The organism is Liquorilactobacillus sucicola DSM 21376 = JCM 15457 (assembly GCF_000612445.1).
GTDB lineage: Bacteria > Bacillota > Bacilli > Lactobacillales > Lactobacillaceae > Liquorilactobacillus > Liquorilactobacillus sucicola.
Genome location: NZ_BALC01000007.1, coordinates 1 through 26,014, shown reverse-complemented (window position 1 = coordinate 26,014; position 26,014 = coordinate 1). Strand labels below are relative to the sequence as shown.

At 39.9% G+C, this 26,014-nt stretch carries 25 protein-coding genes, 7 tRNA genes and 4 pseudogenes; 2 read left to right on the top strand and 34 right to left on the bottom strand.

Features of this window, described 5'->3' with window-relative positions; all coding sequences use genetic code 11:
* Positions 1 to 3: 3 nt before the first annotated feature.
* From rpmD to rpsJ, 20 genes are all read right to left on the bottom strand, one after another.
* Positions 4 to 186, bottom strand: coding sequence for a 50S ribosomal protein L30 (gene rpmD, locus JCM15457_RS09940; protein WP_034989715.1), 183 nt, complete (start codon positions 184 to 186; stop codon positions 4 to 6).
* A gap of 13 nt (positions 187 to 199) precedes the next feature.
* On the bottom strand, positions 200 to 700 hold the full coding sequence (gene rpsE / locus JCM15457_RS09935; protein WP_034989714.1) for a 30S ribosomal protein S5: 501 nt from the start codon (positions 698 to 700) through the stop codon (positions 200 to 202).
* Positions 701 to 721: 21 nt separating this feature from the next.
* Entirely contained in the window at positions 722 to 1,078 is a 357-nt protein-coding gene (rplR, locus tag JCM15457_RS09930; protein ID WP_034989713.1) for a 50S ribosomal protein L18, read from the bottom strand.
* Positions 1,079 to 1,127: 49 nt separating this feature from the next.
* Positions 1,128 to 1,664 (bottom strand): 50S ribosomal protein L6, encoded by a 537-nt coding sequence (gene rplF / locus JCM15457_RS09925; RefSeq protein WP_034989712.1) that lies wholly within the window; start codon positions 1,662 to 1,664, stop codon positions 1,128 to 1,130.
* 31 nt (positions 1,665 to 1,695) lie between these two features.
* Positions 1,696 to 2,094, bottom strand: coding sequence for a 30S ribosomal protein S8 (rpsH, locus tag JCM15457_RS09920; RefSeq protein WP_034989711.1), 399 nt, complete (start codon positions 2,092 to 2,094; stop codon positions 1,696 to 1,698).
* A gap of 29 nt (positions 2,095 to 2,123) precedes the next feature.
* Positions 2,124 to 2,309 (bottom strand): type Z 30S ribosomal protein S14, encoded by a 186-nt coding sequence (locus JCM15457_RS09915; protein WP_034989709.1) that lies wholly within the window; start codon positions 2,307 to 2,309, stop codon positions 2,124 to 2,126.
* A 13-nt stretch (positions 2,310 to 2,322) separates the two neighbouring features.
* A complete protein-coding gene (gene rplE, locus JCM15457_RS09910; RefSeq protein ID WP_034989708.1) occupies positions 2,323 to 2,865 on the bottom strand; it encodes a 50S ribosomal protein L5 in 543 nt (180 codons plus the stop codon).
* 20 nt (positions 2,866 to 2,885) lie between these two features.
* Positions 2,886 to 3,215, bottom strand: a complete 330-nt coding sequence (gene rplX / locus JCM15457_RS09905) for a 50S ribosomal protein L24 (protein WP_034989707.1) — start codon at positions 3,213 to 3,215, stop codon at positions 2,886 to 2,888.
* Positions 3,216 to 3,248: 33 nt separating this feature from the next.
* Positions 3,249 to 3,617: a 50S ribosomal protein L14 gene (rplN, locus tag JCM15457_RS09900; RefSeq protein WP_034989706.1), complete on the bottom strand. Its 369-nt coding sequence runs from the start codon at positions 3,615 to 3,617 to the stop codon at positions 3,249 to 3,251.
* Between the two features lie 67 nt (positions 3,618 to 3,684).
* Positions 3,685 to 3,951, bottom strand: a complete 267-nt coding sequence (rpsQ, locus tag JCM15457_RS09895) for a 30S ribosomal protein S17 (protein WP_034989705.1) — start codon at positions 3,949 to 3,951, stop codon at positions 3,685 to 3,687.
* A gap of 25 nt (positions 3,952 to 3,976) precedes the next feature.
* A complete protein-coding gene (rpmC, locus tag JCM15457_RS09890; protein ID WP_034989704.1) occupies positions 3,977 to 4,171 on the bottom strand; it encodes a 50S ribosomal protein L29 in 195 nt (64 codons plus the stop codon).
* Positions 4,161 to 4,595, bottom strand: coding sequence for a 50S ribosomal protein L16 (gene rplP, locus JCM15457_RS09885; protein WP_034989703.1), 435 nt, complete (start codon positions 4,593 to 4,595; stop codon positions 4,161 to 4,163). Before rplP ends, rpmC begins: the two co-directional genes overlap by 11 nt.
* Before the next feature lie 3 nt (positions 4,596 to 4,598).
* Positions 4,599 to 5,255 carry a 30S ribosomal protein S3 gene (gene rpsC, locus JCM15457_RS09880; protein WP_034989702.1) on the bottom strand — a complete coding sequence of 219 codons (657 nt, stop codon included), beginning with the start codon at positions 5,253 to 5,255 and terminating at the stop codon, positions 4,599 to 4,601.
* 13 nt (positions 5,256 to 5,268) lie between these two features.
* A complete protein-coding gene (gene rplV, locus JCM15457_RS09875) occupies positions 5,269 to 5,616 on the bottom strand; it encodes a 50S ribosomal protein L22 (RefSeq protein ID WP_034989701.1) in 348 nt (115 codons plus the stop codon).
* A gap of 14 nt (positions 5,617 to 5,630) precedes the next feature.
* The gene (gene rpsS, locus JCM15457_RS09870) at positions 5,631 to 5,915 is read right to left on the bottom strand and encodes a 30S ribosomal protein S19 (protein ID WP_034989700.1); all 285 of its coding nucleotides are present in this window, start codon (positions 5,913 to 5,915) and stop codon (positions 5,631 to 5,633) included.
* A gap of 51 nt (positions 5,916 to 5,966) precedes the next feature.
* Complete coding sequence (gene rplB / locus JCM15457_RS09865; protein WP_034989698.1) at positions 5,967 to 6,797, bottom strand: 50S ribosomal protein L2; 831 nt, start codon at positions 6,795 to 6,797, stop codon at positions 5,967 to 5,969.
* A 25-nt stretch (positions 6,798 to 6,822) separates the two neighbouring features.
* Entirely contained in the window at positions 6,823 to 7,107 is a 285-nt protein-coding gene (gene rplW / locus JCM15457_RS09860; RefSeq protein WP_034989697.1) for a 50S ribosomal protein L23, read from the bottom strand.
* On the bottom strand, positions 7,107 to 7,730 hold the full coding sequence (gene rplD / locus JCM15457_RS09855; RefSeq protein ID WP_034989696.1) for a 50S ribosomal protein L4: 624 nt from the start codon (positions 7,728 to 7,730) through the stop codon (positions 7,107 to 7,109). Before rplD ends, rplW begins: the two co-directional genes overlap by 1 nt.
* A gap of 23 nt (positions 7,731 to 7,753) precedes the next feature.
* The gene (gene rplC / locus JCM15457_RS09850) at positions 7,754 to 8,383 is read right to left on the bottom strand and encodes a 50S ribosomal protein L3 (protein ID WP_034989695.1); all 630 of its coding nucleotides are present in this window, start codon (positions 8,381 to 8,383) and stop codon (positions 7,754 to 7,756) included.
* A 31-nt stretch (positions 8,384 to 8,414) separates the two neighbouring features.
* Entirely contained in the window at positions 8,415 to 8,723 is a 309-nt protein-coding gene (rpsJ, locus tag JCM15457_RS09845; RefSeq protein WP_034989694.1) for a 30S ribosomal protein S10, read from the bottom strand.
* Between the two features lie 267 nt (positions 8,724 to 8,990).
* Between rpsJ and JCM15457_RS09840 the strand changes: the two are divergent.
* Positions 8,991 to 9,541 (top strand): annotated as a pseudogene (locus JCM15457_RS09840) (cysteine hydrolase family protein).
* 269 nt (positions 9,542 to 9,810) lie between these two features.
* On the opposite strand, the gene fusA reads toward JCM15457_RS09840, so the two are convergent.
* From fusA to rpsL, 3 genes and pseudogenes are all read right to left on the bottom strand, one after another.
* Positions 9,811 to 11,904: an elongation factor G gene (gene fusA / locus JCM15457_RS09835; RefSeq protein ID WP_034989692.1), complete on the bottom strand. Its 2,094-nt coding sequence runs from the start codon at positions 11,902 to 11,904 to the stop codon at positions 9,811 to 9,813.
* A 113-nt stretch (positions 11,905 to 12,017) separates the two neighbouring features.
* Positions 12,018 to 12,487 (bottom strand): annotated as a pseudogene (rpsG, locus tag JCM15457_RS09830) (30S ribosomal protein S7).
* 28 nt (positions 12,488 to 12,515) lie between these two features.
* A pseudogene (gene rpsL / locus JCM15457_RS09825) lies at positions 12,516 to 12,927 on the bottom strand (30S ribosomal protein S12).
* A gap of 268 nt (positions 12,928 to 13,195) precedes the next feature.
* Here rpsL and JCM15457_RS09820 point away from each other — a divergent pair.
* Positions 13,196 to 13,903 carry a prepilin peptidase gene (locus tag JCM15457_RS09820; protein ID WP_034989689.1) on the top strand — a complete coding sequence of 236 codons (708 nt, stop codon included), beginning with the start codon at positions 13,196 to 13,198 and terminating at the stop codon, positions 13,901 to 13,903.
* Between the two features lie 399 nt (positions 13,904 to 14,302).
* Here JCM15457_RS09820 and rpoC read toward each other — a convergent pair whose 3' ends face one another.
* The 11 genes and pseudogenes from rpoC to JCM15457_RS09765 form a co-directional block, all read right to left on the bottom strand.
* A complete protein-coding gene (rpoC, locus tag JCM15457_RS09815; protein WP_034989688.1) occupies positions 14,303 to 17,965 on the bottom strand; it encodes a DNA-directed RNA polymerase subunit beta' in 3,663 nt (1,220 codons plus the stop codon).
* Between the two features lie 64 nt (positions 17,966 to 18,029).
* Positions 18,030 to 21,635 carry a DNA-directed RNA polymerase subunit beta gene (gene rpoB / locus JCM15457_RS09810; protein WP_152537314.1) on the bottom strand — a complete coding sequence of 1,202 codons (3,606 nt, stop codon included), beginning with the start codon at positions 21,633 to 21,635 and terminating at the stop codon, positions 18,030 to 18,032.
* Between the two features lie 515 nt (positions 21,636 to 22,150).
* Positions 22,151 to 24,629 (bottom strand): annotated as a pseudogene (locus JCM15457_RS09805) (ATP-dependent Clp protease ATP-binding subunit).
* Positions 24,630 to 24,646: 17 nt separating this feature from the next.
* A complete protein-coding gene (locus JCM15457_RS09800) occupies positions 24,647 to 25,114 on the bottom strand; it encodes a CtsR family transcriptional regulator (RefSeq protein ID WP_034989686.1) in 468 nt (155 codons plus the stop codon).
* Between the two features lie 219 nt (positions 25,115 to 25,333).
* Positions 25,334 to 25,407, bottom strand: a tRNA-Pro gene (locus JCM15457_RS09795).
* Positions 25,408 to 25,478: 71 nt separating this feature from the next.
* Positions 25,479 to 25,552: transfer RNA gene (locus tag JCM15457_RS09790), tRNA-Pro, on the bottom strand.
* Positions 25,553 to 25,559: 7 nt separating this feature from the next.
* A tRNA-Arg gene (locus JCM15457_RS09785) sits at positions 25,560 to 25,633 on the bottom strand.
* Positions 25,634 to 25,649: 16 nt separating this feature from the next.
* Positions 25,650 to 25,735 (bottom strand) — tRNA-Leu (locus tag JCM15457_RS09780).
* Between the two features lie 25 nt (positions 25,736 to 25,760).
* Positions 25,761 to 25,832 (bottom strand) — tRNA-Gly (locus tag JCM15457_RS09775).
* Positions 25,833 to 25,838: 6 nt separating this feature from the next.
* Positions 25,839 to 25,914: transfer RNA gene (locus tag JCM15457_RS09770), tRNA-Thr, on the bottom strand.
* 15 nt (positions 25,915 to 25,929) lie between these two features.
* Positions 25,930 to 26,014 (bottom strand) — tRNA-Leu (locus JCM15457_RS09765).

The window sequence follows — 26,014 nt, the reverse complement described above, 5'->3', positions numbered from 1 at the left end:
TATTTAGTCGGCAACCGTAACTTCAACCAAATGATTGATTTTGGCAACGGCACCACGAGTTGCAGCATTATCGGGCAGAACAACCGCACTTTGAACACGTCCTAAGCCTAAGGCCTTAACGATGTCGCGTTGCTTCTGAGGACGCCCAATGACACTACTCGTTAATGTAATTTTTAAATTAGCCACAAGTGAGCCCTCCTTATTCTGCTAAATGTTGTGTTGATACACCACGAAGAGAAGCAACGTCAGTAGCACTCTTCATCTTTGTCAATCCGTCCATTGTTGCGCGGACAACATTAATTGGTGTGTTTGAGCCAAGCGACTTACTTGTCACATCGGCAACACCAGCCAATTCCATGACGGCACGAACCGCACCACCGGCAGCAACTCCTGAACCAGCAATAGCGGGTTTCAACAAAATGCGACTTCCACTATATTCTCCGACAACTTCATGTGGCAGTGTTTCTTCAACCATCGGAACTTTAATCAAGTTCTTGCGAGCTGCTTCAACTGCTTTACGAATAGCGTCAGGAACTTCTTGTGCCTTACCAGTACCAAAGCCAACGTGACCATTGTGGTCTCCCACAATAACTAAAGCTGCAAAACGAAGACGGCGCCCACCTTTAACAACTTTTGTAATACGATTGATTGCAACAACACGATCTTCTAAATCTAATTGAGCTGGATCAATAACAGTCATAAATGCGTTTCCCTCCTTTTCCTAAAAATCTAATCCGTTTTTACGAGCAGCTTCGGCAAGAGCTTCGATTCGTCCATGGTAAAGATACCCGCCACGATCAAATACTACTTCCTTGATGCCCTTTTTTTCAGCACGTTTTGCAACTACTTCTCCAACTGAAGCAGCTTGCTCAGTCTTTGTATTACCCTTAACTTCACTGTCTAATGTAGAGGCACTAACTAGCGTCACACCCGCTACGTCATCAATCACTTGAGCGTAGATGTTTTTGTTTGAACGATAAACATTTAAGCGTGGGCACTTAGCTGTACCAGATATCTTATTACGAACACGCAGATGGCGCTTTTGACGTGTTTTATTCTTGTCTGGTTTCGAAATCACTATTATTCACCTCTTGAATTTTTTATCTTGCATTCACTAAGACTGTTAATTACTTACCAGTCTTACCTTCTTTACGACGAACATATTCGCCAACGTAACGGATACCCTTGCCCTTGTAAGGCTCTGGTGCACGAGTCAAACGAATTCTAGCTGCCAAATCACCAACAGCTTGTTTTGAAATACCTGAAACGGTAATTGAAGTTGCAGAAGGTGTTTCTAACTTCAAACCCTCACCAGCTTCAAACTCAACTGGATGTGAGTAACCAACATTCAGTACAAGCTTTTGACCCTTCATTTGTGCACGGTAACCAACACCTTGAAGTTCAAGTTCCTTTTTGAAACCTTCACTTACACCAACTACCATGTTATGGAAGTTAGCTCTTGTCGTTCCATGCAAAGCTTTCGTCTTGCTGTCATCGCTTGAGCGATCAAATGATACAACATTTCCTTCGATTTTCATAGAAATTTTATCAGTAAATTCACGTGTTAATTCACCCTTTTGACCTTTGACAGTCACAGTATTGCCGTTTCTTTTAACTTCAACACCATCAGGTAATACAACGTTCTTATAACCAATTCGACTCACAGTTGTTACACCTCCTTGTGTTATCTAATTTTTACCAAACGTAAGCTAATACTTCGCCGCCAATGTTTTTAGCACGAGCTTCTTTATCCGTAACTACCCCTTCTGAGGTAGAGATAATTGCAATTCCAAGTCCGTTCAAAACTTTGGGAACAGCATCAGCTTTTACGTATGAACGTAAGCCTGGTTTTGAGATACGCTTAATACCGGAAATAACACGTTCACTGTTTTTTCCATACTTTAAGAACACGCGAATGATTCCTTGTTTGTCATCATCAATGTATTCAACATCGCGTACAAAACCTTCATTTTTTAGAATTTCAGCAATATCGTGCTTAATTTTTGATGCAGGCACTTCAAGTGATTCGTGCTTTGCTAAGTTAGCATTACGAACACGAGTCAAGAAGTCTGCTATTGGATCAGTCATGACCATTTGTTTGCGCCCTCCTTTACTTTATTGGATTACCAGCTAGCCTTTTTCATCCCAGGAATTTGACCTTTATGTGCAAGATCTCGTAGGCAAACACGGCATAACTTAAATTTACGATAAACTGAATGTGGTCGACCACAACGTTCACAGCGTGTATATTCTTGCGTCGAGAACTTAGCTTGGCGTTTGTTCTTTATAATTTGCGACTTTTTAGCCAATGTGAAACCCCCTTTATTTAGCGAATGGCATTCCTAATTGCGTCAATAATTCTTTAGATTCTTCATCACTATTAGCGGTCGTAACGATAACAATATCCATCCCACGAACCTTATTAACATCATCAAAATCAATTTCAGGGAAAATTAATTGTTCACGGATACCCAATGTGTAGTTTCCACGACCATCAAACGCACGCTTGCTGACACCATGAAAATCACGAACACGCGGTAATGATACAGAAACTAATTTATCTAAGAAATCATACATCCGCTGACCACGCAATGTAACTTTAGTACCAATCGGCATACCTTCACGCAAGCGGAATCCAGCAATTGACTTTTTAGCCTTTGTAATAACCGGCTTCTGCCCTGAGATCAAAGTCAATTCTTCAACAGCTTCATCCAAGTTTTTGGCATTGCTGACAGCATCCCCAACACCCATGTTGATGACTATTTTCTCAACCTTTGGTGCTTGCATGATTGACGTGTAGTTGAATTTTTCAATCAAAGCTGGAACGATTTCTTTATCATACTTTTCTTTTAAACGATTAACCATGAAGAGAGTATCCTCCTTCCTTATTCTTTATCTTCTGGTGCATTACTTAAAACTTCACCAGTTTTTTTAGATACACGGACTTTTTTGCCATCAACAACTTTAACTCCCACACGAGTTGTTTGATTGTTTGATGGATCGATTATCATAACATTAGAAGCATGAATCGGAGCTTCAACTTCAACTATTCCACCATTAGGATTAGCATTAGTTGGCTTCTGATGTTTTTTTACAACATTTACACCTTTTACGATTACACGATTCTTGCTAGGCAAAACTTTTTCAATAATGCCTTCTTTGCCCTTATCTTTTCCAGCAATCACTTTAACTTTATCATTCTTTTTAACAAACATTTTGTTCCGCACCTCCTTACCAAAATGGTTTTCTTACAATACCTCAGGTGCTAAGGAAACGATCTTCATAAAGTTTCCGTCACGCAATTCACGAGCAACTGGTCCAAAAATACGTGTACCCTTAGGTGATTTATCATCCCCAATGATTACAGCTGCATTTTCATCAAATTTGATGTATGAACCATCTGCACGATGTGCACCGAATTTTGTACGAACAATAACTGCTTTAACAACATCGCTCTTTTTGACAACACCACCTGGCGTTGCTTGTTTGACAGTAGCAACAATTACGTCACCGATATTTGCAGTTTTAACACGAGAACCACCCAAAATTTTAATTACTAAAAGTTCACGAGCTCCCGAGTTATCAGCGACCTTTAAACGACTTTCTTGTTGGATCACAGTATGTGACCTCCTTTCGTTAACGAATCAGAATACGAATCAAAGTACATTTTATTCAGCAATAGTGCTAAATAATAACTGCTTTTTCAACGATATCTAATAAGCGGAATCGCTTTGTAGCTGACAATGGACGAGTTTCCATAATTTTCACGATATCTCCAACTTTTGCTTCGTTCTTCTCATCGTGTGCCTTAAATGTCTTGGAATACTTAACACGTTTGCCATAAACTTTGTGGTTCTTGTATGTTTCAACAACAACAGCAATTGTTTTATCCATTTTGTCCGAAACAACACGTCCTTGATAGACTTTACGTTGGTTACGAGCTTCAGTCATACTTTATTTGCCTCCTTTTCGTATTCTACTTGTTGATTTCTTGTTGACGTAATGCTGTTTTTATACGAGCAATCGTCTTTCTAACTTCACCTAAGCGTGCCGTGTTTTCTAATTGTCCGGTAGCTAATTGGAAGCGCAAGTTAAATAATTCTTCTTTGAATTGTTTTTCTTTTTCAAGCATTTCAGCAGTGGTTAATTCATTAATTTCTTTAGCCTTCATTTGATTCGCCACCTACTTCCTCACGTTTTACAACCTTAGTTTTCACTGGTAACTTATGGGAAGCTAAACGCAATGCTTCGCGAGCAACTTCTTCTGAAACGCCGCCTACTTCAAACATAATCTTCCCACGTTTTACAGGAGCTACCCATCCTTCGGGAGCACCCTTCCCAGAACCCATACGAACACCAATGGCTTTAGCTGTATATGATTTATGAGGGAAAATCTTAATCCAAACTTTCCCACCACGTTTCATATAACGTGTGATCGCAACACGAGCTGCTTCGATTTGACGGTTGGTAATCCAATGTGAATCAACTGCTTGCAATCCATAATCACCAAAAGCAACTGACTTGCCGCCCTTTGCTTCGCCACGCATCTTACCACGGAATTCACGACGATGCTTTGTACGTTTTGGTACTAACATAGACTATTTCCCTCCTTTACGATTATCTTTCTTTGCAGGGAGAACTTCACCACGATAAACCCAAACTTTAACGCCCAATTTACCATATGTTGTGTTTGCTTCCACCCAAGCATAATCGATATCAGCGCGAAGCGTATGCAAAGGAACTGTACCTTCAGAAAAATGTTCAACACGTGACATATCTGCCCCGTTCAAACGTCCAGCAACCTGCACCTTAATTCCCTTTGCTCCAGAACGCATTGTACGCTGAATACCTTGTTTCATAGCACGACGGAATGCAACACGGTTTTCCAACTGAGTTGCAATATTTTCGCCAACTAATTGAGCATCTAAATCTGGCTTTTTGATCTCAATAATGTTAATGTGCACTCTTTTACCTGTTAAACTATTTAATTCTTTGCGAAGCTTTTCAACTTCAGATCCACCTTTACCGATAACCATACCAGGTTTTGCTGTATGGATTGAAACATTAACGCGCTTTGCAGCACGTTCGATTTCAACGGTAGAGACAGATGCATCGGCTAATTTTTTTTGAATGTATTCACGGATGTGTAAATCTTCGTGCAAGTTAGTTGCAAAATCTTTTTCTGCATACCATTTTGCATCCCAGTCACGAATGATTCCGACACGTAATCCCGTTGGATTTACTTTTTGACCCACGCATTATCCCTCCTTATTTTACAGATACAACTACAGTTATATGACTTGTTCGTTTGTTGATTGGAGAAGCAGAACCCTTGGCACGGGGACGGAAACGTTTAAGCGTTGGTCCCTCATTGGCATAGGCTTCACTTACAACCAAATCTTCAACATCTAAATCAAAGTTATTCTCTGCATTTGCAATCGCAGAGTTCAGCACTTTTTCAACAATTTCAGATCCAGCTCTTGGTGTGAACTTCAAAATCCCTAATGCTTCTGCGACACTCTTACCACGAATTAGATCGATCACAAGACGTGCTTTACGTGCAGGGATTCGAACTGTCTTGGCAGTTGCATTTGCTGATGTTACTTGTTCAGCCATTTTAATACCCTCCCTTACTTAGCTACTTCAGTCTTCTTGTCTACACTACCATGACCATGGAATGTACGTGTAGGAACAAATTCACCTAATTTATGTCCGACCATATCTTCTTGAATGTAAACTGGGACATGTTTCCGCCCATCATACACAGCGATTGTATACCCGATAAAACTAGGAAAAATTGTTGAACGACGTGACCATGTCTTAATAACAGACTTTTTTTCTTGATCTGCTTGTGCTTCGATCTTTTTCATGAGATGAGCATCTGCAAATGGTCCTTTTTTCAAACTACGACTCAATGTGAATCCTCCTTTCGGATCAGCTCTATTCTTTATGCGCTAACACCGGACTTATTTATTACGTTTACGTACAATAAATTTATCAGATTGGGCCTTCTTCGAACGAGTCTTGTAACCCATCGTTTTCTTACCCCATGGAGACATAGGACTTGGACGACCAACAGGTGCTTTACCTTCACCACCACCATGAGGATGATCGTTAGGGTTCATTACAGAACCACGAACAGTAGGACGTTTGCCTGCCCAACGTGTACGGCCTGCTTTACCAATCTTAATAAGTTCATGTTGTTCATTTCCAACTGCACCAATAGATGCACGGCAAGTTGAAAGAATCATACGAACTTCACCAGAAGTCAATTTAACAAGAACGTACTTGCCTTCTTTACCAAGAATTTGTGCTGAAGCACCGGCAGAACGTACTAATTGACCGCCTTTTCCTGGCTTTAACTCGATATTATGCACGATTGTTCCAACAGGAATATCAGAAAGTGCTAAAGTATTACCTACCTTGATATCAGCGTCCTTACCTGATTGGACTTTTTGTCCTACGACAAGTCCCTTTGGTGCAAGAATATATGATTTAACCCCGTCAGCGTAAACAAGTAAAGCAATGTTAGCTGAACGATTTGGATCATATTCGATTGCTTTAACTGTTGCTGGCACTTCGTCTTTAGTACGTTTGAAGTCGATCAAACGGTATTGACGTTTATGTCCACCGCCACGATGGCGAACTGTAATACGACCATAGCTGTTACGGCCAGCCGTTTTACTTTGTGATTCAAGTAAAGATTTTTCTGGAGTTGTTTTTGTGATTTCAGAAAAATCTGAACCGGTCATATTACGACGTCCGTTTGAGGTCGGTTTGAATTTTTTGATCCCCAAGTGAATTCCCTCCTATTGCTTATTTTTATTCTTCAAATAATTTAATTTCTTTTGAATCTGAACTCAAAGTAACAATTGCCTTACGACGCTTTTTTGTATAGCCAGCGTAACGACCCATGCGTTTGAGTTTACCTCTGACATTTAAGATGTTTACCTTAACAACCTTAACATCAAAGATTTCTTCTATAGCTTTTTTGACTTGTGTCTTTGTTGCGCGTGTATCTACATCGAATGTATAGCGCTTATCATCCATATCTGCCATAGATGCTTCAGTAACAACTGGTTTTAAAATAATTTTACGTGATTCCATTATGCAAGAACCTCCTCTACTTGAGAAAGAGCTTCTTGAGTCATGACTAACTTGTCATTGTTGATTACATTTAAGACGTTAACGCCCTTTGCATCAACAACCGTAACGTTTTTCAAGTTACGAGCTGAAAGTGCAGCTAAGTCATTGCCATTTTCAAGAACTACTAAAACTTTCGTATTAACATTCAAGTTATCTAAAACTTCTGCAAAAGCCTTTGTCTTTGGTTGTTCGAAAGACAACTTGTCTACTACTAGCAAACCTTCATCCAGTACTTTTTGAGAAAGAACAGATTTGATTGCTAAACGACGAACTTTCTTAGGAAGTTTATAACTATATGATCTTGGTGTCGGTCCGAAGACTGTTCCACCACCAACCCATTGTGGTGAACGAATTGATCCCTGACGTGCACGACCTGTTCCTTTTTGACGCCATGGTTTCTTCCCACCACCAGAAACAGCACTTCTGTTTTTCACAGCATGTGTGCCTTGGCGTAATGATGCGCGTTGCATAACGACTGCATCAAAAACGACGTTGTTATTTGGTTCGATACCAAAAACAGTTTCGTTTAACTTAACTTCACCATTTTTGCTACCATCTTGTTTGAATAATGCAACTGTTGGCATTTAAAATTCCTCCCTTCCTCGAATTAGTTTTCTTTTGTTGTACCTGTAATTGTTAATAATGATTTATTTGCGCCTGGTACATTTCCTTTGATCAATAGAACGTTATTATCTGTATCTGCTTTAACAATCTCTAGATTCTTGATTGTTACGCGGTTGCCACCCATACGTCCTGGAAGCAATTTACCTTTGAAAACACGGTTGATAATAACACCCATTGAACCTGGGCGACGATGATAACGAGATCCATGCGCCATAGGCCCACGTGCTTGTCCCCAACGCTTAATGTTGCCTTGGAAGCCATGTCCCTTTGATGTACCTGAAACATTAACGATGTCGCCTGTTTCAAAAACATCTGCCTTGACTTCGTCACCGACTTTGTATTCTCCAAGCTCAACATCTTTAATTTCACGAATGAAGCGCTTAGGAGCAGTTTTTGCTTTTGCTGCATGACCTTTAGCAGGTTTGTTTGCCAAAACTTCACGAAGGTCATCAAAGCCTAATTGAACTGCTTCGTAACCATCATTTTCGACTGTTTTAATTTGTAAAACAACGTTAGTTCCAACTTCAACAACTGTTACTGGAACTAATTCGCCGTTTTCAGTAAAAACTTGTGTCATACCTACTTTTTTACCTAAGATTCCTTTTGTGGTCATGAGTACACCTCCAATTTATTTTTATTTATGATTATAATTTAATTTCAATGTCAACGCCGCTTGGCAGGTCTAATTTCATTAATGAATCAACCGTCTTCGGTGTTGGATTAACAATATCGATTAAGCGTTTGTGTGTACGGATTTCAAATTGTTCACGTGAATCCTTATATTTATGTGGTGAACGAATAACCGTATATAAAGTACGCTCTGTTGGCAATGGGATAGGCCCTGAAATTGCTGCGCCAGTTCTTTTTGCCGTTTCAACAATCTTGTCAGCAGATTGATCTAAAGTACGATGTTCGTAAGCCTTCAAACGAATACGAATCTTTTGTTTTGCCATTGTGTTCCCTCCTTCGTCTATTTTAAAAAACAAGACTAGCTCCGCAAAAATTCCCGCCACGTCCTTCCATGGCAAAGCTCCCGGGCGTGTCGCAACCTTCTGCATCATAGCTTGAAATTCAATTCATAGGTGCGCACTTGTCCCTCAGAACAAGTACCTATCTATAATACCTTTTTTTTACTTCTTGCGCAAGCATTTTTTTAAAAACTATTATTTTTTAGCTTTTTGTTATATGCTGAATCTAACTATAGCAAGGAGGCTATCAAGATGAGTAAAAAAGCTCTCTTAATAATTGATTATACTAACGATTTTGTTCATTCCAAAGGTTCATTAACTTGCGGAAAACCAGGACAAGACATTGAAGATGAAATAATTTCATTAGCTGAAAATTTTTTAGATAAGGACGACTATGTCATTCTTCCAACCGACTGTCATAACGCTGATGATCCATTTCATCCTGAAACAAAACTTTTCCCTCCACATAATATTATTAATTCTTGGGGACGAGAATTCTACGGTAAACTAGCCGTTTGGTACAAACAGCATAGTACTGACAAACATGTTTATTTTTTTGACAAAAACCGCTACTCTTCTTTTGCAAATACAAATTTAGAAAATTATCTGCGCAGCCACAATGTTTCAGAACTGCACTTAACCGGTGTCTGTACGGATATTTGTGTGCTTCATACCGCTGTCGATGCTTATAACAAAAACTTCAATCTATGTGTACACAAGAATGCAACTGCCAGTTTCGATCCCACCGGTCATCGTTGGCTCTTAATCACTTCAAAAATTGTCTTGGAGCAAAAATAGTCTGATTAACCCCATGCTTCTGTTCTACATTAAAATTTTTCGACTGTATCAATCTTCCCGCTAAGCTGCTGTAAAAGCGCAGGTAAGGATAGGCTATTGAAATCGAAAAAGTTGCAATGTTAACTATATTGCATTGATGATAAATAACATGGGAAAGCTAAAGTAGTTATTCATTTATTTAAAAAACCAACAAAAAAAGAGGTAGAAAACTCTCAAAGTCCGAGAATTTTCTATCTCTTTTTTGATAGACTCAGAGTTGTATCTAAGTCTCTTGCTACTTGGCGTCTCCACCATTTTTTTTGATAATCTCTTCTTGAATAGACTTCGGAACTGGTTCGTAATGATCCATTGTCATTGTGAACGTTCCACGTCCTTGTGTTGCAGAACGCAATGTAGTAGCATACCCAAACATTTCTGCAAGCGGTACAAAAGCATTTACAACTTGAGCGTTGCCACGAGCTTCCATACCTTCAACACGACCACGACGAGCTGTAACGTGTCCCATCACATCACCTAAGTAATCTTCTGGAGCGACAATTTCAACTTTCATGATTGGTTCAAGAATAACTGCACCAGCCTTCTTAGCAGCATTACGTAATGCAAGCGAGGCAGCAACCTTAAAGGCAGCTTCACTTGAATCGACATCATGGTAACTACCATCGTATAACTTGGCTTTAACATCAATCAAAGGATATCCAGCTAAAACACCGTTCTTCATTGATTCTTTCAAGCCTTGTTCAACTGATGGAATGTACTCACGAGGAACAACCCCACCGACAATGGCGTTTTCAAATTCGAAGCCTGCACCTTCATCATTAGGTGTAAATTCAACCCAAACATCACCATATTGACCTTTACCACCAGACTGACGAACAAACTTACCTTGAGAAGATACTTGTTTAGTAAACGTTTCGCGATAAGCAACTTGTGGTGCACCAACTTTAGCTTCAACTTTGAATTCACGTTTCATACGATCAACAATGATATCCAAATGCAATTCACCCATCCCAGCGATAAGAGTTTCACCAGTTTCTGGATTGGTTTCAGCTTTGAAAGTTGGATCTTCTTCGGCAAGCTTTTGCAATGCAACATCCATCTTATCTTGGTCAGCCTTAGTGTTAGGCTCAATCGAAACTTGAATAACTGGATCTGGAAATTCCATTGATTCAAGGATCAATGGGTGTTTAAGGTCTGTTAAAGAATCTCCAGTCGTAGTATCCTTCAACCCAATAGCAGCTGCAATATCTCCCGCAAAAACTTCAGGAATCTCTTTACGATGATTTGAGTGCATTTGCAGCAAACGACCGACACGTTCACGTTTGTCTTTAGTTGCATTCAACACATATGAACCAGCTTCAAGAGTTCCAGCGTACACACGGAAGAATGTCAGACGTCCAACGAAAGGATCTGTCGCAATCTTAAATGCCAAACCTGCGAAAGGCTTATCGTCACCAGCAATCAATTCAACTTCTTCATCGGTGTCAGGATTCGTTGCTTTGTATGGCTTAACGTCTAATGGTGATGGCAAGTAATCATTAACTGCATCAAGCATCATCTGGACACCCTTGTTCTTAAATGCTGAACCTGCAAGGACTGGGTACAAATCCAAATTCAATGTAGCTTTACGAATAGCTGCTTTAATCTCATCATTCGAAATTTCTTCGCCTTCAAGATATTTTTCCATAAGATCTTCATCAACATCAGCAATAGCTTCAATCATTGCTTCACGACGCTTTTGAGCTTCTTCTTTGTATTCATCTGGAATATCAACTGTATCCCAACTTGAACCCAGCTCATCTTCATCATAAATATCAGCTTTCATTTCAATCAAATCAATAACACCTTCAAAGTTATCTTCCGCTCCAATAGGCATTTGGATAGCAACTGCATTAGCTTGAAGACGATCTTTGATTGTGCTGACTGAATAATCAAAGTTAGCACCAATTTTATCCATCTTATTCACGAAGACGATCCGCGGTACAGAGTATGTTGTAGCTTGACGCCACACATTTTCAGTTTGTGGTTCAACACCTGATTGAGCATCAAGTACCACAACAGCTCCATCAAGAACACGCAATGAACGTTCCACTTCTACCGTGAAATCAACGTGTCCTGGGGTATCAATAATATTGATACGATGATCCTTCCATTGAGCTGTCGTCGCAGCAGAAGTAATCGTAATTCCACGTTCTTGTTCTTGTGCCATCCAGTCCATTTGTGAAGCACCTTCATGGGTTTCACCAATTTTGTGGATTTTCCCAGTATAATACAAGATACGTTCGGTTGTTGTCGTCTTACCAGCATCGATATGAGCAACGATTCCGATATTACGTGTCTTTTCTAGTGGGAATTCACGTTTATTAGCCATCTGAGATTTTATCTCCTTCCAAACCTGCTTAATATCTTTTTAAATTTCATTTCATTCAAAAAAATGACTACTATAGGATTACTTGAAATCATATAATAGCCATTTTAAAAAAATTACCAGCGATAATGTGCGAATGCACGGTTGGCGTCAGCATTTTATGTGTATCTTCGCGTTTCTTCACTGAAGCGCCAGTATTGTTAGATGCATCAATGATTTCTTTTGCTAAACGTTCTGGCATTGTATGTTCGCCACGCAGACGAGCATAATTAACTAACCATCTCAAACCTAACGTTGTCCGACGTTCCGGACGTACTTCGATAGGAACTTGGTAGTTAGACCCACCAACACGTCGTGCCTTTACTTCAAGTACAGGCATAACATTCTTCAATGCTTCTTCGAAAACATCTAATGGTTCGTTACCTGTTTCTTCTTTAATCTGATCAAATGCTTGATATAATAATTTCGATGCAGTCCCGCGTTTGCCATCAATCATAATACGATTGATCAAACGAGTTACCAATTTAGAGTTATAAATTGGATCAGGGAGCACTTCGCGCTTTGAAATAGCACCTTTTCTTGGCATCTAAATAACCTCCTCGAATACTTTACAATTATTTCTTAGGTTTCTTTGTACCATATTTAGAACGGCTTTGTTTACGATCCGTAACACCGGCCGTATCTAATGCTCCACGCACGATATGGTAACGAACACCAGGAAGATCTTTTACACGACCTCCACGAATCAAAACAACACTATGTTCTTGCAAGTTGTGTCCAATTCCTGGAATATATGCTGTAACCTCAATCAAGTTTGAAAGACGAACACGAGCATACTTACGTAAAGCAGAGTTAGGTTTCTTAGGTGTCATTGTACCTACACGAGTTGCCACTCCACGTTTTTGTGGTGCAGGATTATTAGTCTGCACTCTCTTATAACTGTTATACAAAGTTTAAAGCTGGGGAATCAGATTTTGAACCTTTAGATTTACGCCCTTTACGGATCAATTGATTAATTGTTGGCATCTAAAGCTTCCTCCTTCCTTAATTTACATGTCTTAAGTACACACATCCAGGTGATTCTTTTTTTAGCAAAAAAATAAACCTAGACGCACAACAAAATGTATGCCACCGTAACACAGTCAGCATGTCCCACACCTGCCCTGGGAGAACTGTCCACATAAAGCACCTTTTACAGACTACCACGTTACAACTGAAACTGTCAATAAATTATTAATAAAATAGCATTATAAATTAGTTCTTTCGTATTTTATTATCGAAAGGGGTGTCAGCTATGATGGTTTTGATTTACTTTTTGATTTTTATCTTGGGTTCTTCCAGCGGGTCCTTCGCCGTTTGCTGCGGTTGGCGCTTTGCTAATTCCTATTCATTAATTTCTTATTGCTCATTTTGCGAAGCCTGTCATATTCCGTTAAAAAAACGATACTTAGTCCCACTTATCGGATTTTTGATGCAAGGTGGGCGGTGTGTTTTTTGTCATGCCAAGATTTCCGCAATCAGCTTTATTGTGGAACTATTATTTGGTTGCTACTATCTATTTTTATTCGCCTTAAACTCCAATAAGACAGTTTTTCCCTTTCTTGCTGCATTAGCACTTTGGTCACTTATTCTTGCATTTCAAGATTTTTATAGTCTGACCATTTCAAACGGCCTTCTTTGGCTCGGAGGATTTTTTTTATTACTTGTAAATTATTCTGAATTTCTGCGTCATTTACTTGATTGGAAGTTCATACTTTTTTTCCTCATAGCACTTGCATTTTTTTCGTATTTCCAGTATCTGGGACTAGGCGATCTTATATACATTGGTTTTCTTTTCTTGCTTTTAGGTTTTTACACCACACTGTACATCATTTTGTTAGGTTCATCTTGTGCTGCATTTTATCAGTTTTTCTCCCTCAAAAAGAAGATTGCCTTCATCCCCTTCCTATCCTTAGGGCTACTAATAGTTTTACTGTGGTCAAAAAATATTGTTATCTATTAAAAGTAAACTTCAAAAACATTTTCTAAGCTAATTGCTAACTTCCTACAAAATGCTTTCTAAATAAAAGGCAGCTATTACAAAATAGTTAGTTGCCTAACAGTTAGCCAACAAATTTAAAAGCAGCGACCGCCCAAAAAATATGATTATTTTTAGTTTAGCATTCTAGTCTAATTTACGTTTCAAAGCAGTTTGATTACTGGTATGATATAACTCATTTGCTTAAAAAGAACCTCTATATTATTTTTTATTTGGTTACAATAGAAAAATCTATTACCAACAATAGCCATTGCAGAAGCCTAAGAAAGCAAAAGCAGCTCTGAGAAATCAGGATACAATTTCTCAGAGCTGCTTTTTTAGAATTTAAGACCTTTGTCCCAAACTTTTTGTTTTAACACTTAATTATTCGTTACCATTTTGTGGCTGCTTTTCTTCTGCCTTTAACTTCTTCTCTAAATCTGAGATCGAATAGACATTTTCAGAAACAGCTCCCACTTCTTTAGGCTTGATACCACGATAATCCGGCATTCCAGTTCCAGCTGGAATAATCTTACCGATGATAACATTTTCTTTTAATCCGATCAATGGATCGTTCTTTCCACGAATGGCTGCATCTGTTAAGACACGTGTAGTTTCCTGGAAGGAGGCTGCCGACAAGAAACTATTAGTTTCAAGTGAAGCCTTAGTAATCCCCAACAGTACTGGACGAGCCGTCGCAGGAATACTCCCCTTAATCAATGTCTGATAGTTTTGATCTCTAAAATCATTGATATCCATCAAAGTACCCGGCAATAATTCAGTGTCGCCTGGATCCATAACACGTACTTTACGCAACATTTGACGTGCCATAACCTCGATATGCTTATCGGAAATTTCAACACCTTGCATACGGTATACTTTTTGAACTTCACGCAAAATATAATTTTCAGTTGAGAGGACATCTCGAACCTTGATTAATTGCTTTGGATCTATCGAACCAACAGTCAACGCTTCACCTCGATGAATGCGATCACCCTCGGCTACTTTAAGCACAGATGTGAATGGAAGACTATATGTCCGTGTGTCAGTTTCACCCTTAACTGTAACCTCTTTTGTACGCTCAGCCGGGTTCTCCTCAATACTTTCAACGACACCTGTAACTTCAGAAATTTCGGCACGACCTTTAGGATTACGTGCTTCAAAAATTTCTTGAACACGAGGAAGTCCTTGCGTGATATCGTCTCCAGCAACACCACCTGTATGGAATGTCCGCATCGTTAACTGTGTACCAGGTTCACCGATCGATTGAGCAGCAACAGTTCCGACTGCTTCACCAACCTCAACCTCATCCCCAGTAGCCATGTTGCGTCCATAGCAGTGTTCACACACACCGTGTTTTGTATTGCAGGTAAATGCGGAACGAATAGTTACCCTTTCAACACCTGCTTTGACAACTGCTTGTGCCATGTTCTCGTCTATCAATTCATTAGCAGGAACGATAACCTCACCAGTCTGAGGATTCTTAACCGTCTTCATCGCATAACGACCTAAGATTCGATCGAATAAAGGTTCAATCAATTCATTACCTTCACGAATTGCAGTTACGTCAAGTCCACGATCAGTCCCACAATCTTTCTCACGGATAATAACATCTTGTGCCACATCAACTAAACGACGTGTCAGATAACCTGAATCAGCCGTCTTCAAAGCGGTATCAGTCATTCCCTTACGGGCACCATGGGTAGAAATAAACATTTCCATAACTGATAAACCTTCACGGAAGTTGGCAACAATAGGCAATTCCATTGTCTTGCCATTAGGTGCCGCCATCAGTCCACGCATTCCCGCCAACTGAGTAAAGTTTGAGATGTTCCCACGAGCGCCTGAATCCGACATCATTTGAATTGGATTCTCTGGATCCATATTCTGAATCAATTTTTCCTGAATCTGGTCTTTCGCATTATTCCAGATGGCAATAACACGTTCATAACGTTCATCTTCAGTAATCAGTCCGCGACGGAACTGTTTGGCAACATTGTTGACTTCCTTATGCGCAGCTTCAATAATACCAGATTTTTCTTTTAAATCAGTAATATCAGCAATTCCAACTGTTAAACCGGATTTAGTCGATTCATAATAGCCTAGGTCCTTCAATCTATCAAGCAATTTAGAAGTTTCAGTAACCTTAAACTTCTTATAAACCTCAGCAACAATATCACTTAAGAAACCAGCCTTGAATGGCCCCACCAGCTCATGATCTGCTAAGAACTGATGTATATCAGTCCCCGGTTCAACAAAATATTTATCAGGTGTTTTGCCTGTCAAATTATCATCTGTAGGTTCGTTCAAGTATGGGAAATTAGCAGGCAGAATCTCATTAAAAATTGCTTTTCCTGCAGTAGTCACCATAATACGTTCTTTTTGCCAATCGGTAAATGGTTTCCCGGCAGCGGCTAATGTCGCTGTCTGCAGCCCAATACGTGTGTGCAAATGAACATAATTATTAAGGTAGGCTGTTCGAACTTCGTTAACATCTTTGAAAACCATACCTTCACCTTCACGATCAGCTTCTTCGATCGTCAAGTAATAGTTTCCTATAACCATATCTTGTGATGGTGTCACAATTGGTTTTCCATCTTTTGGAGCCAAAATATGATGTGCCGCCAACATCAGCAAACGTGCCTCGGCTTGAGCTTCATCAGACAATGGAACATGGATCGCCATTTGATCGCCATCAAAATCGGCATTGTAAGCTTCACATGCCAGAGGATGTAATCTCATAGACTTACCATTGACCAACTTAGGTTCGAAGGCCTGAATACCCAAACGGTGAAGCGTAGGCGCACGGTTAAGAAGAACTGGATGTTCCTTGATAACATCTTCTAAAACATCCCAGATGTCTTCATCACGGCGATCAATCTTGCGTTTAGCATTCTTTATGTTAGAAGCCATTTCACGTTTAACGAGTTCTTTCATCATAAAGGGTTTAAACAACTCAAGTGCCATTTCATGTGGGATACCCATTTGATTCATCTTCAACTTAGGTCCAACATCAATAACGGAACGACCTGAATAATCAACACGTTTACCCAATAAGTTCTGACGGAAACGTCCTTGTTTTCCTTTAAGCATATGCGATAAAGATTTAAGTGGACGATTGCCTGGACCCGTAACTGGACGACCACGACGCCCGTTATCGATCAATGCATCAACTGCTTCTTGTAGCATTCTTTTTTCATTTTGAACGATAATTCCAGGTGCATTCAAATCTAACAAACGTTTCAAACGGTTATTACGGTTGATTACACGACGATAAAGATCATTCAAATCAGATGTTGCAAAACGTCCGCCCTCCAATTGGACCATAGGCCGCAAATCTGGTGGGATAACAGGAATAGCATCCATTACCATCCATGCGGGATCGTTTCCTGACTTCAAGAAAGATTCCAAGATGTCTAATCGTCTGACCGCACGTGTCCGCTTTTGACCAGTAGCTTCTTTTAATTCTTCTTTCAATTCATTACATTCATTTTCAAGTTCAACATCGCGCAGCAAACTTCTAATTGCCTCAGCGCCCATTCCAGCCTTAAATTCCTGACCATATTGTTCACGCTTTTCACGATATTCACGTTCTGTCAGTAATTGTTTCTTCTCAAGTGGTGTATTCCCTGGTTCAGTTACCACATATGAAGCAAAATAGATTATCTCTTCAAGCGCACGCGGACTCATATCAAGTACGAGGCCCATCCGGCTAGGGATACCCTTGAAATACCAGATATGTGTGACAGGTGCAGCAAGTTCGATATGTGCCATTCGTTCACGGCGAACCTTAGCGCGAGTAACTTCAACACCGCAGCGGTCACAAACAATCCCCTTATAACGAATGCGTTTATACTTACCACAAGCACATTCCCAGTCTTTAGTAGGTCCAAATATTCTTTCGTCGAACAAACCATCTTTTTCAGGCTTCAACGTACGATAGTTGATCGTTTCTGGTTTCTTCACTTCTCCATAAGACCAGCTGCGAATCTTATCAGAAGACGCCAGACCAATTTGCATGCTATCGAATTTATTGACATCGATCAAGTGACCGACCTCCTTTTTTATAGTTGACTTCTAAATACTATTTTTGTCCTATCCATGTTCCGTCTTACTTTTCTGTCTTGGTTTCTGCTTTTTCTGTTTCTTCTGCACTTTCAGCTTGTTCCTTAGCTTTCTTCTCAGCCTGTTCTTTAGCAAGCTTACTCAAAGCATCAACATTAACGACATCGTCATCATCGTCATCCATATCTCTTAATTCAATTTCTTTCTTCTCAGAATCAAGAACCTTCATGTCTAATCCCAATGACTGCAGTTCTTTGACCAAAACACGGAACGACTCAGGGACGCCTGGTTTCGGAATCGGTTCTCCTTTTACAATTGCTTCATAAGTCTTAACACGACCAACAACATCATCAGACTTGTATGTCATGATTTCCTGCAAAGTATATGCAGCACCATATGCTTCAAGGGCCCAAACTTCCATTTCACCAAATCTTTGGCCCCCAAATTGTGCTTTACCACCAAGAGGTTGTTGTGTAACAAGTGAGTACGGCCCGATTGAACGCGCATGGATCTTATCATCAACCATATGTGCAAGTTTCAGATAATACATAACACCGACTGAGATCCGATTGTCGAATGGTTCTCCCGTACGTCCATCATAAACAATTGTCTTACCATCACTTGAAATTCCCGCTTCTTTTAATGCTTCCCAAATATCTTCATCACGCGCACCATCAAAAACAGGTGATGCTACATGAATTCCTAATTTGCGTGCCGCAATCCCTAAGTGAAGTTCGAGCACTTGCCCGATGTTCATACGCGAAGGAACACCCATTGGACTCAGCATAATATCAATTGGTGTACCATCTGGCATGTATGGCATATCTTCCTCGGGGATAACGATCGAAACAGTCCCTTTGTTACCATGACGTCCAGCCATCTTATCGCCGACTTGGATCTTACGTTTTTGTGCAATGTAAACACGAACCATCATATTTACCCCCGGTGATAACTCATCACCAGCCTCGCGCGTAAAGATCTTAACATCCTGTACGATTCCGCCACCACCATGTGGCACACGTAATGACGTATCTCTAACTTCCCGAGCTTTCTCACCGAAGATAGCATGCAACAAACGTTCTTCAGCTGATAATTCAGTCACACCTTTAGGCGTTACCTTACCAACCAAAATGTCACCATCATGAACCTCAGCCCCAATACGAACAATGCCGAATTCATCGAGATCCTTTAATGCGTCTTCACCGACATTCGGTATTTCACGTGTCATTTCTTCAGGCCCGAGCTTGGTATCACGTGCTTCAGATTCATGTTCTTCAATATGAATAGAAGTATAGACATCTTCTTTAACAAGTCGCTCATTGATGGCAATCGCATCTTCAAAATTATAACCATCCCATGTCATAAATGCGATCAATGGATTTTGCCCTAAAGCTAATTCACCGTTTTCCATTGATGGTCCATCAGCCAACACTTCATCAGCATCAACATGGTCTCCTACACGAACAATTGGCCGTTGATTATAGTTTTTACCACCATTCGAACGACGGAATTTCATTAACTTGTACTTATCCAGTGAACCATCTTCACGACGTACGCGAACTTCACGAGCATCAACATATTCAACTGTTCCTTCATTCTTACAAATCAAAGCAACACCAGAATCATGTGCGGCTTTATATTCAATCCCTGTTCCAACCAAAGGTGCATGCGGATCAAGTAATGGAACTGCTTGACGCTGCATGTTGGCTCCCATCAGAGCACGGTTAGAGTCATCATTTTCCAAGAAAGGAATACAAGCCGTCGCCACTGCAACTACTTGCTTAGGCGAAACGTCCATATAATCAACTTTATCTATTGAAATTTCGATATTTTCACTCTTAGCACGTGCCATAACAATATCGTCCACAAATGAGCCATCATCATTTAAAGGTGAGTTAGCCTGTGCAATAACATAGTTATCTTCTTCATCTGCAGTTAAATAATCAATTTTTTCAGTTACCTTATGTGTTGTCCATGAGACACGCCGATATGGTGTTTCAATAAAACCATATTTATTAATTCGCGCATAAGATGACAAACTATTAATTAAACCGATGTTAGGTCCCTCAGGGGTTTCAATCGGACACATACGCCCATAATGGGTGTAGTGGACATCACGAACTTCATATCCAGCACGATCACGTGTCAAACCGCCCGGTCCTAAAGCCGAAAGGCGACGTTTATGTGTCAATTCACCCAATGGATTTGTTTGATCCATGAACTGTGACAACTGTGAACTGCCAAAAAATTCTTTAATGGATGCAACAACAGGTCGAATATTGATCAATTGTTGCGGAGTTACCGTTGAAGTATCCTGAATTGACATTCTTTCACGAACTACACGTTCCATTCTTGAAAGACCAATTCTGAATTGATTCTGAAGCAGCTCACCAACAGAACGAATACGTCTGTTACCCAAATGATCAATATCATCCGCAGATCCGATGCCTTCTTGCAGGTTAAAGAAATAATTCATTGAAGCAATAATATCAGCAGGAAGAATATGCTTGTACTTCAGATCAATATGTCCGTTACCAATCATTTTAACAACTTTTTCAGGATCTTTTTCAGAATAAACATTAATAATCTGCAAAGTCATTGGATCGGTAACAACCCCTTCTTCTGAAGGGTGGAAGGTCACCGTCTTAAAATCTTCGCGATCAAGATATGGTGCAAGTTTATCCATAACATGCTTATCGATAACTGTATCTTTTTTAACAATAATTTCCCCAGTATCAGGATCAGCAAGTGTTTCGGCTAAGGTTTTATTCAATAAACGTGTCTTTAAGTTTAACTTTTTATTGACTTTGTAACGCCCAACAGGAGCAAAATCGTAACGTTTTGGATCGAAAAAGCGCGCTGTTAAAAGGCTTCGTGCACTATCGGCAGTTTTCGGCTCACCAGGACGCAAACGTTCATAAACATCTTTCAAAGATTCAGCAACACGTGAATCTTCAGTATTTTTGTGTACATCCTTTTCTAATGTCAGCATCAAACTGTCATTAGTTCCCAACATCTTGATTATTTCGTCATCTGAACTATATCCTAAAGCGCGGATCAATTCCGTCAGTGGTATCTTACGTGTCCGGTCAATTCGAACATACGCGATATTCTTTGCATCTGTTTCATATTCAAGCCATGCACCACGATTAGGGATAACAGTAGTTCCGTAGTTTTCACGACCATTTTTATCTAATTCTTCACTGTAATAAACACCTGGCGAACGAACCAATTGAGAAACAATAACACGTTCTGCACCATTAATGATAAATGTTCCTTGTTCAGTCATTAACGGGAAGTCACCGAAGAATACATCCTGTGACTTGATTTCGCCTGTCTCATGATTAATTAAATTCAATGTGACATGGAGCGGAGCTGAATAATTTGCATCATGCTGTCTTGCCTCATCAACCGTGTATTTTGGCTCTAATAACTGATAGTCGACAAATTCAAGTGATAAATTACCAGCAAAGTCTTCGATCGGCATAATGTCCTCGAACATTTCACGAAGGCCTTCGTCTAAGAACCATTTGTAGGAGTTAGTCTGAATTTCGATCAAGTTTGGCAACTCTAAAACTTCTTTGATCCGGGCATAACTTCTACGTGTACGGTGTTTACCGTATTTTACTAAATGTCCTGCCAAATTGTTCACCTCTCAAATTTTTTCTGTGAATTGCCCAAAAACAAGCTAAAAATTATTACAATTTGATTACAATTTAATTTTTATCAGTTTTTTTGGCAAAAAAAAACCAAAAACAGTATATGTCTGTCTGTCGACCATCACTATTTTTGCTTCATATCTAGCCAGTTATGGACAATATATCACAACTGACAAAATTCACAGTATTTTCCAATTACAAATTCTAGCAATTAATGGATATATTGTCAAGAGATACCCTTATTAATTGCCTACAAAAAATTTTTTAATCATCCCATCACATTATTCGAAACATAAGGGAACATCTCACCCATGGTTGCTAGTTTTTGAATATTAAACACAAATTGCTCAAAGAAAGTATTTTGAAACATACTAATATACATAGTAATAATACTAAGCCTAAAACAAAGGGACAGATCATTATATTGTCCTTGATCTATCCCCTAGTTTTGATTTGTTTAAATTATACTAATATCGTGTTACTTAGCTCAAAATACAGCTGCAGCCAACTACTTGGTAAGCTGTCCTGCTTCCTTTTGGTCATCATCTTGAACCTTTATATTTATCTTACCCTTACTTGCACCAATCGTTACTTTACTGTTAACTTTTATTTGACCGGTAATCAGTGACTCACTCAGTTTATCTTCTACTTCAGTTTGTAACGCCCTTCTTAGTGGACGTGCTCCATATTCAGGATCAAACCCAGCCTTTGCAACCACATCAATAGCCGCAGGTGTGATTTTAATGTCAACTTTTTGTTCACGCACACGGTCCAAGACATCCTTAGCCATCAACTTGACGATCGCATGCAATTCTTTTGATGTCAGTGAATGGAAAATAACTGTCTCATCGATCCGATTAAGAAATTCTGGTCTAAAAGCCTTTTTCAAAGATTCTCGTATTTTAGCAGACATTGCTTTAAAGTCATCTTGTGCTTTGGAGCTTCCAAAACCTACTTGCTTTTCATCACGCAGAGCCGTTGCTCCAAGATTGGATGTCATGATAATAATCGTGTTTCGGAAATCAACTCTTCGTCCCTTAGAGTCCGTCAAATAGCCATCATCCAAAACTTGCAGAAGAATATTGAAGACATCTGGATGAGCCTTTTCAACTTCATCAAATAAAACAACAGAATATGGATGCTGTCTTACCTTTTCTGTAAGCTGACCGCCTTCTTCATACCCAACATAACCAGGAGGTGAGCCAACCAAACGACTAGTAGCATATTTCTCCATGTACTCACTCATATCGATTCTAATGATCGAATCCTCTGTTCCAAACATAGCTTCAGCTAAAGCTTTAGCCAATTCAGTTTTACCAACACCTGTCGGGCCTAGAAACATAAAAGAACCAATTGGGCGAACAGGATCCTTCAACCGCTGCGTGCACGTCGAATTGCTCGAGATACAGCAGAGACCGCTTCTTCCTGCCCAATAACACGCTTATGCAAGACACCTTCAAGTCCGACCAAACGATCGGATTCTGACTTCTTCATCTGAGTCAGCGGAACGCCTGTCCATTCAGAAACGATTTCAGCAACATTCTCTTCGGTAACACTGACCCCATATTTTGCTCTGCTTGAGGTCGCATCTTTTTCCTTCTGCTGCATTTTTTGCAGTTGCTTCTTCGTCCGCAATTCCTTTTGCCTGATATCTGCCGCAAGCTCAAAGTTTTCAGTACTGAGGGCTTCAATTTTTTGTGTTGCAAAATCAGCTAACATATTTTTCTTGTCAGCAATTTTCTTGGTCTGACCTGAGGTTTCCAGCCGAACTCTGGCAGCTGATTCATCCATTAAATCAATTGCTTTATCTGGCAAGAAACGGCTAGTAATGTACCTTGTGCTTAATCGAACTGCTGCCTCGATAGCTTCATCAGTAATCTCTAATTGATGATGCTCTTCATACTTCGGACGTAAGCCCTTCAAAATCTGAATTGTATCCTTCGGTGAAGGCTCATCAACTATGATTTTAGCGAAACGACGTTCAAGCGCGGAGTCAGTTTCAATGTACTTCTGAAATTCATCCAGAGTTGTAGCACCAATAACCTGAACTTCTCCTCGCGCCAAGGCCGGTTTCAAAATATTTGAAGCATCAATTGCTCCTTCAGCTCCACCAGCACCGATCAAAGTATGCAATTCATCAATAAACAAGATAACATTGCCGTCAGAATAAATTTCATCGATAATCTTTTTGACACGATCTTCGAATTCACCACGATACTTGGTCCCTGCAACTAAGGATCCCATATCCAGCATCATAACCCGTTTTTTCTGTAGACTTTCAGGAACATCCCCTGTGACAATGCTTTGAGCCAAACCTTCAGCGACAGCAGTTTTCCCGACCCCCGGTTCTCCAAGCAGGACCGGATTATTTTTTGTTCTACGGCTAAGAACTTGAATAATACGTTTAACTTCCTTTTCCCTGCCTATGACTGGTCGATTTTATTATCTTCGGCCAATACATTCAAATTACGTGCCAATGAATTTAACGTGGGTGTTCCATTCTTTTTGGGAACTTTTTTATCAAATCTTTTAATTTGCGCCTCACTTAATCCCAATTTGTGAATAACAGTCTGATACATTTTACGCGTATCAACATTCAAGCTTTGAAGTATCCGCGATGATAAAATGTCATCATTTCTTAAGAGGGCTAATAAAAGGTGCTCTGTTCCAATCTTCGTGGAATTAGTTCTTTTAGCCTCGTCGCCAGCAATCGACAATATTTCTTTTGCCCTAGGCGAATAAGGTAAATAATTATTAGCACCATTACGTTTCAAGGTTCCATAACCTGTCAGGCGTTCTATTTCTTCCCTGATGTCTGTTTCAGTCACAATGAATTGCTGTAAAACTTTGCTGGCTATTCCATTTGTTTCAAGTGTTAACGCCAGCAATAAGTGCTCCGTCCCAACAGCCTGATGTCTAAAATACTTTGCTTGCTCTTGGGCTAATACCAGAACTTGCCTAGCACTTGGTGTAAATAAATTATCCATAACATATCCCTCGCTTTCTAATCGTCATACTTCAGGCGATTCAATATACTGATTAAGATCCGGGCGCGAACAGTATTTTCAATCCTTTTGTCTTCAAAAGCCAATGTTCTTTGATCCATTGCTGCTAGCACAAGGTTGGCCTCTTTTCGTGTCAAGACACCATCTTCAAACAAACTCTGAATAATTTGAAATGCCTGAGCGGAATTAATATCATCACCAATCACAGCTATCAATTCATCCAATACATCAGCATCACTGACCAAATTAACCTTTGCAATTCTTATATAGCCGCCTCCACCTCTTTTGCTGCGAACGATATACCCATTTTGAATAGTAAAACGCGTGTTGATCACATAGTTGATTTGGGATGGTACACAATTAAACAGTTGTGCTATCTCAGAACGTTTGATCTCGATCTGATGCGTATCAGCCAAGATTCTTTTTAGATATTCCTCTATGATATCAGAAATATTTTGTCCTTGCATTTATCTCATCCTCTAAACTTTTTGACTAATGTTGACTATTATTATACGTAAAAAATCCAGAAATGCAAAGATACAGCTCTGTTTACAGATTCTCATCCACCTACATTATAAAGTTACTTTCAACAAACAACAATCCAATTCCCCCGCAAGTGAGGTTTTCTAAATAATATCGCACAAATAAAAAACTCGTAACATTATTTCAGTTACGAGTTCCAGATATCGGGAAAACAAGATTCGAACTTGCGACCCCTACGTCCCGAACGTAGTGCTCTACCAAGCTGAGCTATTTCCCGAAAATATACATCATAGAAGGATAAGTGATTCTAAACAACAAACTTCTATCTTAACACGAATAATAGACCTATCGGGAAGACAGGATTCGAACCTGCGACCCCCTGGTCCCAAACCAGGTGCTCTACCAAGCTGAGCTACTTCCCGATGAATATGCACCCAGTAGGAGTCGAACCTACAACCTTCTGATTCGTAGTCAGACACTCTATCCAATTGCGCTATGGGTGCAATATATAAATGAAAATGCCGAGGACCGGAATCGAACCGGTACGGTAATCACTTACCGCAGGATTTTAAGTCCTGTGCGTCTGCCAGTTCCGCCACCCCGGCAAAAAAAAGCAAGCAAACATTAACAAGCGGAAGACGGGATTCGAACCCGCGACCCCCACCTTGGCAAGGTGATGTTCTACCACTGAACTACTTCCGCATAACATGGTGCCGACTAGACGATTCGAACGCCCGACCCTCTGATTACAAATCAGATGCTCTACCAACTGAGCTAAGTCGGCAATATAAATAAAAAATGGTGCGGGTGAAGGGATTTGAACCCCCACGTCTTTCGACGCTAGAACCTAAATCTAGTGCGTCTGCCAATTCCGCCACACCCGC